Origin of the sequence: Limnohabitans planktonicus II-D5 (assembly GCF_001270065.2) — a bacterium.
Lineage (GTDB): Bacteria > Pseudomonadota > Gammaproteobacteria > Burkholderiales > Burkholderiaceae_C > Limnohabitans_A > Limnohabitans_A planktonicus.
The window spans coordinates 57,906-68,850 of the sequence record NZ_LFYT02000007.1; the positions used below are offsets into that span (position 1 = coordinate 57,906).

Sequence of the window (10,945 nt, forward strand, 5' to 3'; positions counted from 1 at the left end):
TCAGACAGGGTGAAGGTGATGGTGGCGGTTTGGCCTGCCAGCAGGTCGACTTTGTCGGCGCTGACGATGATGGTGGGGGGCGTGACGTCGAGACTGATCGTGAAGTTGGCGGTGTTGTTGGCGTCTGCGCCGTCGGCGTTCTGGTTGCCCGAGGCGTCGGTGAATTTGTTGCTGTCCACGGTGACGCTTCCGCTGATCGCACCGCCTGTGGGGGCCTCCAAGCCGCCCAAGACGGTCACGTCAAAGGCCGTGAAGGTGGCGGTGTAGACCAGGGGGTTGGTGGCGCTTTGGGCAAAACCGCTGAGCGTGCCGCCGGAGACGGTGACGTCAGCGGCGGTGAAATCGGTGGCCAGTTCGCTCAGGGTGAAGGTGATGAGGGCGGTCTGCCCTCCAGCCAAGGTGGCTTTGTCTGCGGTGACCGCAATCGTGGGCGGGGTGGTGTCGATCTTGCACTGGATGGCGATCGAGGCCATGTTGTTGAGCTCCATGCCGTCTTGGTTGAAGTTGCCTGCGGCGTCGGTGAAGCTTTCGCTGGCAATGAAGAGGGCCGCGCTCAGGGCGTTGGGGTTGGGCGTGAAGATGGCGGTGTAGACGAGCGGGTTGGTGGCGCTTTGGGCCCAGCCGCTCAGGGTGCCGCCGATGACGGTGACGTCGCTTTGCGTGAAGTTGCTGCTGGCTTCTGACAGGGTGAAGGTGATGAGGTCGGTTTCACCAGTGAATATGCTCGTTTTGGTGTTGCTGATCATCACCGAGGGGGCGGTGGTGTCTGCGGGGGCGTCGGTGTTGACCAGCAGGCCCACGCTGAAGGAGACGGCGTTGTTAGCGTCGGCACCGTCTTTGTTCAAGGTGCCTGCGACGTTGCTGAAGACGTCGTTGCCGACCATGACGAAGGCACTCGACACGTTGGCGCTGGGCGTGAAAGTGGCGGAGTAGCTGGTGCCCGAGCCGGTGAAGTTGGACAGCGTGCCACCAATGGTTGTCACGTCAGCGGCGCTGAAGTTGGTGCTGGCCTGGGACAGGGTGAACGACAGGGTAGCGGTCTCGCCCATGACCAGGTTGTTTTTGCTGGCGTTGATGGCGATGACGGGGTTGGTGCTGTCGTTCATGACTGTGCTTCCTGCTGTTGTTGTGTTGCTTGCGGTGTTGGCCGCTGCCAAACATCGCCCGTGAGCGTGAGGGGCTGTGTTGTTAATACGCCTAATTCAAGCGTGAAGTTGTTGCTGCTGATCGTCATGTCCGTACCCAGGTGTTGGTCATCGGTTTGTTTTTTTGTGTTCGCTGTCACGCCTGTTTTGGCTGCAATTCCAGCACTGCGCATTGCCCCCTTGCAGGCTCGAAAAGCCCCGCAAACCGATTCGCCAAAGCACCTCACGCCCCTCTGTAGAAGGCCGATCGGTGCTCCGCTGGCGATGACATCCGAAATTCATTTTTCTCTCATGATTTCGATCTTTTCAGACTCAAAAAACGACATATCTACCAATGTCTTATCTATGAATATTTGACGGATTTATTGATTCAAACTTCAAGATATTGGCAAAAATGTCATTTATAAACCCCCAATTGGGGTGGACCAGATGATGTTCTTGCTGAATTTTTTGTCGCAATTTGTCTTTACTGACAATTTGGATGTGCGGAAAGGAACTCGCTTATGGGTGCCACGGTGGCGTCATTGCAAGGGCAGCGAAGGGGTATCCGTAGGTCGGCGGTCGAAGACCCCGACGTTTGGTGGAATTGGCCAGGTTGGGCGGCGAGCGGTATTCGTAGGTCGGCGGTCGAAGACTCCGACGTTCTTTTGAAATGTCGCGAATGGCCCGGGTGGGCGATGGGGGTTGTTCGAGCTTCTATGTCGGACTCTTCGAGTACCGACCTACAAGCTGCCGTCAATACGCGCCCCCCCCTCCCCGTCATTGCGATCGAAGCGTGGCAATCCAATTGTGGTGGCCCGGTTGGGCGGCGAGCGGCATTCGTAGGTCGGCGGTCGAAGACCCCGACGTTTGCTTGAAATGTCGCGAATGGCCCGGGTGGGCGATGGGGTTGTTCGGGCATTCATGTCGGACTCTTCGAGTACCGACCTACCAACTGCCGTCAATACGCGCCCCCTCCCCGTCATTGCGATCGAAGCGTGGCAATCCAATTGTGGTGGCCCGGTTGGGCGGCGAGCGGCATTCGTAGGTCGGCGGTCGAAGACTCCGACGTTTGCTTGAAATGTCGCGAATGGCCCGGGTGGGTGATGGGGTTGTTCAGGCATCCATGTCGGACTCTTCGAGTGCCGACCTACAAACAGCTGACCTACGGGGACCGATATGCGGGCTCGTTTTGGGTCAGGTTCCGCGCTTGAAGTCGTGGTACTTCTGGACCCAGGCCAGTAACTTTTGCGGCGTATGGGCGCGTTTCCATTCGCCCGCTGCGTATTTGTTGGCCTCGGACATGGTGGGGTAGGTGTGGATGGTGCCCAAGATCTTGTTCAGGCCCAGGCCGTGTTTCATGGCCAGCACGTACTCGGCCAGCAAATCCGCCGCGTGTGTGCCGACGATGGTCACGCCCAAAATTTTATCTTTGCCCGGCACGGTGAGCACCTTCACAAAACCGTGCGCTTGGCTGTCTGCGATGGCGCGGTCCAGATCGTCGATGCCGTACTTTGTCACTTCATAAGGGGTGTTTTTCTCTTGGGCTTCTTGCTCGTTCAGGCCCACACGCGCCACCTCGGGGTCAATGAACGTCGCCCACGGAATCACCGAGTAGTCGGCCTTGAACAACTTCCACTCGCCAAACAACGCATTGACGGCCGCGTACCACGCTTGGTGGGCTGCGGTGTGCGTGAACTGGAAGGGGCCAGCCACGTCGCCTGCGGCGTAGATGTTTGGGTAGATGGTTTGCAGGTACTCGTTGGTCTGCACGGTGCGGTGCGTGGGAATGCCCAGGTCTTCCAGGCCATAGCCCTGCAGCCGCGCCACGCGGCCCACGGCGCACAGCAGGTGGTCAAACGGAATGGCCTGCTCTTGACCGTTGTGCTCGACGATCAGGTATTTTTCGTGTGTGGTCGCGACAGCATCATTTGTCATCGCGTGCGAAGCGTGACGATCCATGGATGGCTTCGCTGCGCTCGCTATGCCTGTGGAGGGGCGCAGCTCGCAGCGCAGCGCCTTGTGACCGGTGAGCACTTGCACGCCATCGGCCTGCAACGCGGCTTGGGCGAGTGCGCTCACCTCCGCGTCTTCGCGCACCATGAGGCGTGCGCCCATTTCCACTTGGGTGACGTGTGAGCCCAGTCGCGCGAAGCTTTGCGCGAGTTCGCATCCGACTGGGCCACCACCCAGCACCACCAGGCGCTGGGGCACTTCATCGAGCTGGGCGAATGCGTCCCACAGCGTGTCGCTGGTCACATAGCCCACTTCGTCCAAGCCGGGCAGTGGCGGCACGAAGGGGCTGGCGCCAGCGGCGATGACGATGCTGCGGGCAGTCAGTCGTTGGGTTGTGCCGTCGTTCAACGCCACCTCCACCGTCCACGGGTTCACTAATCTGCCGTAACCCTGCAGCACCTCCACACCCAAGCCGGTGTAACGCTCAATGCTGTCGTGTGGCTCGATCGCTTTGATCACATCGTGCACGCGCTGCATCACCGCTTTGAAGCTGAAGCTCGGGGCCGCATCGCTCAGGCCGTAGTTCGACGCGTGGCGCATTTGGTGCGCTATGTTTGCGCTTTTGATCAGCGCTTTGCTGGGCACACAGCCGAAGTTCAGGCAGTCGCCGCCCATCTTGTGCGCCTCGATCAGCGTGACCTTGGCCTTGACGGCTGCCGCGATGTAGGCGCTGACCAAACCGCCCGCGCCGCCGCCGATGACGATCAGGTTGCGGTCAAAGGTCTTGGGGCGCTGGTCGGCCCAGGGGGCGTAGACCTGGCGCTTTTGCACAGCGGCCACAATGCGGCGCGCCAACAAGGGGAAGATGCCCAGCAACACAAAGCTGCCCAACAGCGCGGGGCTCAAGATGCCCTTCACCGAATCGAGTTGCGCCAACTGCGTGCCCGCGTTCACATACACCGCCGTGCCCGCCAGCATGCCAATCTGGCTGACCCAGTAATACGTCCACACCTTTATGCGCGTCAGGCCCATGAGCAGGTTGATCAAGAAGAACGGCACGACCGGAATCAGGCGCAACGTGAAGAGGTAAAACCCGCCCTCTTTGTCCACACCGGCATTGATGTCGGCCAGGCGCTGGCCAAAGCGGGCTTCCACCCAGTCGCGCAACAAAAAGCGCGACGCCAAAAACGCCAAGACCGCGCCCACGGTGGACGCAAAGGACACGATCAGCAAACCCTGCCACAAGCCAAAGATGGCCCCACCGGCCAAGGTGATGACCACGGCCCCCGGAATGGACATCGCTGTCGCCAGCACATAGATCAGGAAGTACACCGCCGCCACCGTGAGCGGCTGCTCGGCGTGCAATTGGGCAAAACTGGCTTGGCTGGCTTTGAGTTGCTCAAAGCTCAAGAAACGCCCCAAGTCCAGCGCCACAAACGCGCCGATGGCCAGCGCCAGCGAAAGCAACAACACAGTTTGACGAAGGCGCATGAAAGGGGAACTCCTGATTGATCCGGCACGTTGAAGTTTGACATGCGTGACCAATGTCATCTCGCAGGTCGGCACTGGCAGAGTCCGACATCATGGGTTTCAGCAAAGGCCCATGTCGGGGTCTTCGACCACCGACCTACGAATCACCTCCAACTCGTAGGTCGGTACTCGAAGAGTCCGACATGGATGCCCAAACAACCCCATCGCCCAGCCGGGTCATTTCCGCCATTTCAAACCAATGTCGGGGTCTTCGACCGCCGACCTACGAAAACACCCATCTCGTAGGTCGGTACTCGAAGAGTCCGACATGGATGCCCGAACAACCCCATCGCCCCGCCGGGTCATTCGTGCCATTTCAAACCAACGTCGGGGTCTTCGACCGCCGACCTACAACATCTTTGCGCATTAATTACTTCACATTGCCGAATCATTAGTGCGCAATGACGTGGCGAGAAGTTACAGGTGATCGCCACCACCCGAGCAAACCAACTGCCAGGCCAGGTATTCCGAGCGACGCAGCCGGTAACGGGCCACGCTGCCTTCGTGCAACTGCTGCAGCGCCTCGGCCAGCATGTGGGTGAACGCGTCCTGGTCGGCGGCGGGCACCTGCATGCGCGCCACCACAGTGGCCAGCGAGTCTGGGCTGGGCGCTTGCAGGCCTTTGACCACCGCCTGCACGGCCTGAATCAGCGCCTCGCGGTATTTGATTTTGAGGGGGTCCGGCTCGACCATGGTCTGGGTGATGGCCAGATAACGCTGGCACGAACGCTCATACGCCCACACAAACACGTCGCGCAACAAATCGACCTCGTTGAGCTCATACACCCCCAAAGTGCCTTCGATGTAAGCCCGCTCGGGCACGTCGATGAACGACAAAGGGCAAAGGTTTTGCTGGATCAGCGGCATGTTGGCGGCAATGCGCGACAAGCGTTTGTTCACATCTTCAAACGGCTGCAAATAGGGCAGCTGCACCATGAGGAAAAACGCCTGCTCAAACGGATCGGGAATGGCGGCAGCTTTGCTCAGCAGCAGCTCAAAACAATCCTCAATCACCTGGGGCATGGCAAGGGGATGGAACACCGTGCCCGAAATCTCCACCACGCGCCGACGCAGCCTGCCACTGGCCTGCGGGTCGCGCATCAGTTCTTGCGACAAGACGGCATGCAGATTTTTGAATGTGAAGGCATCAAAGCCCACCTCGTTCGTGTCCTCAATGAGCATCTCGATGGCGGCTTTGTGGTTCAGGATCATCTGCGTTTCGATGGCGTCCTTGCCCTGCGCGGCCTGACCATGCTCGATCAGGTTTTGCGTGTCCAGGCGGCTGTAGGTGTTGCCCTCCAGCCGCGATGAAGCCCACGACAAATCCACCAACAAACGGCCCAAGATGTCGCGGGCGTAGGTGCCTGCGGGTCGCTCATGGGCAGGCGTGCGGCCCATCTCGTGCAACTGGCTTCGCAAGTCAGCTGGCAAATAGAACGTGACGCCCGGCTGATACGCCTCCAAAAACTCACGCCGATAACCCACCGGGCGGCGGAGCATCAACGGCTGTCGAACCCGATCACGGATGCGGGCGCCTGCGGGCGAAACCGGCAGATCGGGTTCCGCCTCTGCCACGCCGACAGGGGCAATCACGCCCCGGCCACCGCCCGCAAGTTGCGACCAGGCCAGCGCCACTGGCTTGTAGACCAGCGCAATGCTCTGCCCCTCAGACGCGATCCGCTTCGCATCGATGAGTTTGAGCAAGCGGCGTTGCAAGGAGCGGCGGTTCAGCGACCCTCCTTGGCGCTGCGCCATGGCCAGCTCGATATCGGCAATGCCGATGCCGCCGGGGTGCGCGGCCACGATGGATTCGATCAATTGCAATTCGTCGGCGGGGGTGATGCGGGGCATGGGGTGGCCTTTGGGGGCAATTTGTCGCGCTCAGGGGGTTTAGGGCCACCAAGGGTGACAGTATTGGCCGTCATTATGTCGCGCAATGTGTCGTGCTTGCAAGCCATTGTGTCGCGGCAGCTGATGGGCTATGTGGTGTGAACTGGCTGCCGGTGCCCATAATGCGGTGAATCAGTGGTGCATTCACCGCAGAAAGTGCGGTGAATAAAGTAGGTTTTCGCCGCATCAAGTGGCCTTTCTACTTGAGGCAAACCTCAGCCGGGGGTCATTCGGTAGCCGACTGCGATGATGGCGTCCAGGCTGTTGTGCTTGAGCATGCGCCGGACGGCACCGCCACCTTCGTTTTGAACTACCGAGAAATCCACGGCAGTTGCCGATTCCACCAGTTCGCCTTCGGCGTAGATGTTCTTGAGGTGCAAGCCGACGTTATCGGGGATGGTCTAGAACAGTTCGGCCATCAAGCGGTGCGGCAGCCACAGCGTCTCCGCGTGGATGCCCGCCGCCTGCGCGGCCTCAATGGCTTGCAGCGCGGTCTGATAACGGTTGGTGGCGTGCCGCAAAAAACACATCCAACACGGACATGGAATATTCCGTGGCCGTGAGGTTGGACTTGGCACGGAGCTGATCGGCGGCTTCCCACAAGCTGGTATTAATTTACGCGATGTTGTGGAAGACGTTGGCGGTCATCTGTGCGGGGGCTGATTGTTGTTTTTGGCGGTTTGCCAGAGGGGCGCATGGACTGATGCCACCCACCGCCAAGCGGCTCCTTGGATGCGATACTAGAAAGTTGAAGGGCGCAACACATGGCCGTCCAAAAATCAGAAGTTTTCAGGAGGCTTTCCCATGGCAACAGACTTTGCCTTTCGCAAAAAAGCGATGAAGGAGCTGCCCACCAGCACCGGCGTTTATATCTTGTGCGATTTGGACGAAGTACCGATTTATGTAGGGCAGTCCAAAGATGGCATCCGCTCACGCGTATCGAGGCACTTGACTTCGGCCAGGTCGGACATCATTGCAAACCTCCAAATTGATGTGTGGGAAATTGCCTATGTTTGGGCCTATCCCATTGCCGATGTTCAGGACATCACACCCACTGAAAACCGTCTGTATCACCACTTCAATAAAAAGTCGAAATTAATGAACGGCACGGTGCCCCGCACACCAGAGAAAGCGCCCATTCCGAAGGCTTCCGTCAAGGTGCAAGTGATGTCAGACAAAGAAATTGCTGAACGAAAAACACCGGAACAACGCTTGCCTCGTCAAGCCAACCACTACGCACAAATCGTGGGTCACTTTTTGGCAGTGAAAAATTCGACGCAAATTGCCGGCGCTATGGACGCACACTTTCAGCGCCTGAACAAGTACCACTCTTTGCTGGTTAAATCGGCAGTGTCTTATTCGGACGACGGTGCAGAAAGCTGAAAGTAACGCAACACGAGCGGCTCGGTAGCACTTAAAATAACTGTACAAATAGACAGCATCGAGTGATCAACATGCACAGTTTTTACGAATTTTTTGCTGGTGGCGGTATGGCTCGGGCTGGACTGGGTTCGGATTGGCAGTGCTTGTTTGCCAACGACATCAGTGCAAGCAAGGGGCATTCCTACAAAGCCAACTGGGGTGACGAGCACCTTTCGGTCAAAGACATTTACAACGTACAAGCCAAAGATCTTCCGGCAAATGCTGACATGGCATGGGGCTCATTTCCCTGCCAAGACCTTTCACTGGCGGGTGATGGTGCCGGACTGGAAGGTGAACGCTCTGGTGCATTTTGGGGATTTTGGAAATTGATCTGCGACCTCGATGCCGAAGGCCGTAAACCCAAGATGGTCGTTTTGGAAAACGTGTTCGGCGCTCTCACTTCGCGGGATGGCAAAGACTTCGAACTGATTGCCAAAGCCATCGCATCACAAGGCTACCTGGTGGGTGGCATGCTGATCGATGCCATTCACTTTCTGCCCCAATCCAGGCCACGCTTGTTCATCGTGGGGGTCGATGCCCATCTGAAATTGCCCGAGTTCTCGCACACCCACACCCCCAACCCCGCATGGCACCCTGCCGCCATGATCCGAGCGCACAACCGTTTGTCGGGTGAGGCCAAAGCTGCATGGCGTTGGTGGTCGGTGCCTCAAAACGAGAAACCCCTGCTCACACTTGAGAGTTTGATTGAAACCCATCCGCAAAGCGTGCAATGGCATTCTGAAAAAGAAACACGGCAACTGCTGGACATGATGGCACCTCTGCACCGCAGAAAAGTTCTTGCAGCTCAAGCATCCAAATCGCCTCGCGTGGGCACCATTTACAAACGCACACGCGACGGCGTGCAAAGAGCAGAGGTTCGCTTTGATGGCATTGCCGGATGCTTGCGCACGCCAGGTGGTGGCTCCAGCAGGCAAACCATCATGGTGGTTCACGGCAACAGCATCAAAAGTCGCTTGATTTCATCTCGCGAAGCAGCTCGTTTGATGGGCCTGCCCGACGACTACAAATTGCCCGAAAAATACAACGAGGCCTACCACCTCTTGGGCGATGGGGTGGTGGTGCCCGTCGTCCAACATTTGAGCCAACATCTCTTGCTCCCCATCGCCCAACTGAATCGACTGTCGAGCCATCAAGGTCAGAAGCTCCCTCGCGCAGCCTGAGTTTGAAATGAAGCTTGGGTGGTGACCACCTCACCCCAACCTCCTATACCCCCACCAAACCCGTATCCCCGTAGTGACGGCAAACACAGTGATGGTCTCGGTGGCTTCGGTGAGGCCCCCTAAAAAGTAAAAACTTTTGCCCAGCAAGGCGGTGTGCGTCAGGCCGCGTTTTTCGGCCAGTGCGGAGAATGCCAAAAAGCTGCTGCCGGTGCCAATGAAGCTGACCAGCAAGGCCGCAGCGGGCCACGCTGCCGTTCAGGCCGTCGAGCAAACGCAAGGCCTGCAGCAGCTTACAATTATCTCAAACATGCTATATTTCTGGAATGAAGTGGGACATCAAATATCACGATGAAAAGTTACAGGCTGATGTGCTGGCTTTGCCGCCCGGTATTTTGGCAAGGTACTTTCATTGCACTGATCGAATGATGGAATTTGGCCCGGATTTGGGAATGCCCCACACGCGGGCCATGAGTTCAGGGCTTTTTGAGCTGCGTTTGAAGTCCCGAGAAGGTATTGGTCGTGTATTTTTTTGCACGGTGGTGGATCGCAAAATTGTCATGCTCCATCAGTTTGTGAAGAAGACCGACAAAACACCGCCCAAAGAATTGGCACTTGCGCGCAAGCGTATGAAGGAGTGGAAAGATGTTGACGCATAAACAACTGCGCACCCAGGCACTGGCCGATGCGGCCGTCAAAGCAGAATTTGACAAGCTGAGCGATGAGTTTTCTCTTTTGGATGAGTTCTTGAAGGCCCGCACGTCGCAAGGCCTGACCCAAGCGCAAGTTGCTGAAAAAATCGGAACCACCCAATCTGCTGTGGCGCGCATGGAGTCCGGCAGTGGCAAGCACTCGCCCTCATTGGCAACGCTGACCAAGTATGCAGATGCCTTGGATTGCAAGCTGGAGATTCGGCTGGTTCGCAGGCCTCGGGCAACTGGTAATTTACCAAGTCGTGCCAAGCAGGGCACACCCAAGCCTGTTGCCGCATAAGCTCTGAGTGCCTTACCACTGCCTGCTCATACCCAACCCGCATCCCCATTCAATTGAAACCCGCTTGCCTAAGCCCGCAAGCTCTTCTGCCGAATGTGCTGGTAAACCAATTGCGCCACATCCGCTTTGTCTTGTGGCGTGTAGGGTGGCTCGGGCAGTGACAAGTAGACCTGATCCATGATGAAGGTTTCCACCTCGGCTTGGGTCTGTTCTTTTTCGGTCCAGCGGTCGAGCGGGGCAATGACCGCCATCACGCTACACAGAGCGCATAAAATCGAAATCGTTGGTCGGTTAAGAACTTCAATGCAAGGAACTCGCATGTTCAAGTTCGAATGGGATAATCAAAAAGCGCAAAGCAACTTACTTAAGCACGGCGTGTCTTTTGACGAAGCTGTCAGCGTTTTTGGAGATGCTTTAGCCTTGACTTTTTCAGACTCTGATCACTCAATGGACGAAGACCGCAGTCGAACCTACGGAATATCAACCAAAGAACGACTGTTGGTGGTCGTTCACACTGAGCGTCGCAACAGCATTCGAATCATCAGCGCAAGAAAGGCAACCCGGTATGAAAAAGACATCTACAAAAATGGCTGATCTGGATATTCCCGAATTGAAGCGCGATCAACTGGGCAAGGGTGTTCGCGGCAAGTACCTGAAACATTTCGTGCAAGGCAGCAATGTCGTGGTGTTGCAGCCCGAAATTCTGAAGGCGTTTCCGACTTCTGAAGCCGTCAACAAGGCTTTGGCCAGCATGCTGGCTTTCGCTCACGAAACGCAAGTTTTATCTGTCCGTACAAAAACCGCCACGCGCAAGCGCTTGGCGGCTTCATGATCGAAATGTGCAACATCAGT

At 57.3% G+C, this 10,945-nt stretch carries 14 protein-coding genes (1 of these 14 running past the window's edge); 7 read left to right on the top strand and 7 right to left on the bottom strand.

The features are described 5' to 3' along the window. Positions 1-1,106: the 5' portion of an Ig-like domain-containing protein gene (locus H663_RS28090; RefSeq protein WP_133239985.1), read on the bottom strand. Its footprint begins 26,251 nt before the window's first position; only the first 1,106 of its 27,357 coding nucleotides appear in the window; its start codon is at positions 1,104-1,106; its stop codon lies off the left edge, out of view. A 102-nt stretch (positions 1,107-1,208) separates the two neighbouring features. Between H663_RS28090 and H663_RS41275 the strand changes: the two genes are divergently transcribed. Beyond that, entirely contained in the window at positions 1,209-1,502 is a 294-nt protein-coding gene (locus H663_RS41275) for a hypothetical protein (protein WP_133239986.1), read from the top strand. A gap of 819 nt (positions 1,503-2,321) precedes the next feature. On the opposite strand, the gene H663_RS28095 is transcribed toward H663_RS41275, so the two are convergent. From H663_RS28095 to H663_RS42390, 4 genes are all read right to left on the bottom strand, one after another. Continuing rightward, positions 2,322-4,571, bottom strand: coding sequence for an FAD-dependent oxidoreductase (locus H663_RS28095; RefSeq protein WP_053173410.1), 2,250 nt, complete (start codon positions 4,569-4,571; stop codon positions 2,322-2,324). Between the two features lie 456 nt (positions 4,572-5,027). Then, positions 5,028-6,461, bottom strand: coding sequence for a Fic family protein (locus H663_RS28100; RefSeq protein ID WP_053173409.1), 1,434 nt, complete (start codon positions 6,459-6,461; stop codon positions 5,028-5,030). Between the two features lie 254 nt (positions 6,462-6,715). Then, complete coding sequence (locus H663_RS28105; RefSeq protein ID WP_205872696.1) at positions 6,716-6,880, bottom strand: virulence RhuM family protein; 165 nt, start codon at positions 6,878-6,880, stop codon at positions 6,716-6,718. A gap of 21 nt (positions 6,881-6,901) precedes the next feature. After that, on the bottom strand, positions 6,902-7,030 hold the full coding sequence (locus H663_RS42390; RefSeq protein ID WP_276309823.1) for a hypothetical protein: 129 nt from the start codon (positions 7,028-7,030) through the stop codon (positions 6,902-6,904). 274 nt (positions 7,031-7,304) lie between these two features. On the opposite strand from H663_RS42390, the gene H663_RS28110 reads away from it, so the two are divergent. Together H663_RS28110 and H663_RS28115 are read left to right on the top strand one after the other, a co-directional pair. Continuing rightward, positions 7,305-7,883 (top strand): GIY-YIG nuclease family protein, encoded by a 579-nt coding sequence (locus H663_RS28110; RefSeq protein ID WP_053173407.1) that lies wholly within the window; start codon positions 7,305-7,307, stop codon positions 7,881-7,883. Positions 7,884-7,954: 71 nt separating this feature from the next. Next, positions 7,955-9,103, top strand: coding sequence for a DNA cytosine methyltransferase (locus H663_RS28115; RefSeq protein WP_053173661.1), 1,149 nt, complete (start codon positions 7,955-7,957; stop codon positions 9,101-9,103). A gap of 30 nt (positions 9,104-9,133) precedes the next feature. Here the strand turns inward: H663_RS28115 and H663_RS28120 are convergent, their stop codons facing one another. Continuing rightward, the gene (locus H663_RS28120) at positions 9,134-9,334 is read right to left on the bottom strand and encodes a hypothetical protein (protein ID WP_053173405.1); all 201 of its coding nucleotides are present in this window, start codon (positions 9,332-9,334) and stop codon (positions 9,134-9,136) included. A gap of 92 nt (positions 9,335-9,426) precedes the next feature. On the opposite strand from H663_RS28120, the gene H663_RS28125 reads away from it, so the two are divergent. Together H663_RS28125 and H663_RS28130 are read left to right on the top strand one after the other, a co-directional pair. After that, complete coding sequence (locus H663_RS28125) at positions 9,427-9,759, top strand: type II toxin-antitoxin system RelE/ParE family toxin (protein ID WP_053173403.1); 333 nt, start codon at positions 9,427-9,429, stop codon at positions 9,757-9,759. Continuing rightward, the gene (locus tag H663_RS28130) at positions 9,746-10,093 is read left to right on the top strand and encodes a helix-turn-helix domain-containing protein (RefSeq protein WP_053173401.1); all 348 of its coding nucleotides are present in this window, start codon (positions 9,746-9,748) and stop codon (positions 10,091-10,093) included. Before H663_RS28125 ends, H663_RS28130 begins: the two co-directional genes overlap by 14 nt. A 68-nt stretch (positions 10,094-10,161) precedes the next feature. Here the strand turns inward: H663_RS28130 and H663_RS28135 are convergent, their stop codons facing one another. Next, entirely contained in the window at positions 10,162-10,344 is a 183-nt protein-coding gene (locus H663_RS28135; protein WP_053173399.1) for a lipocalin/fatty acid-binding family protein, read from the bottom strand. 67 nt (positions 10,345-10,411) lie between these two features. Between H663_RS28135 and H663_RS28140 the strand changes: the two genes are divergently transcribed. Together H663_RS28140 and H663_RS28145 are read left to right on the top strand one after the other, a co-directional pair. Beyond that, positions 10,412-10,687, top strand: a complete 276-nt coding sequence (locus H663_RS28140) for a BrnT family toxin (RefSeq protein ID WP_053173397.1) — start codon at positions 10,412-10,414, stop codon at positions 10,685-10,687. Further along, positions 10,680-10,925 (top strand): hypothetical protein, encoded by a 246-nt coding sequence (locus H663_RS28145; protein WP_116695830.1) that lies wholly within the window; start codon positions 10,680-10,682, stop codon positions 10,923-10,925. The genes H663_RS28140 and H663_RS28145 overlap by 8 nt, the downstream gene beginning before the upstream one ends. Positions 10,926-10,945 lie beyond the last annotated feature (20 nt).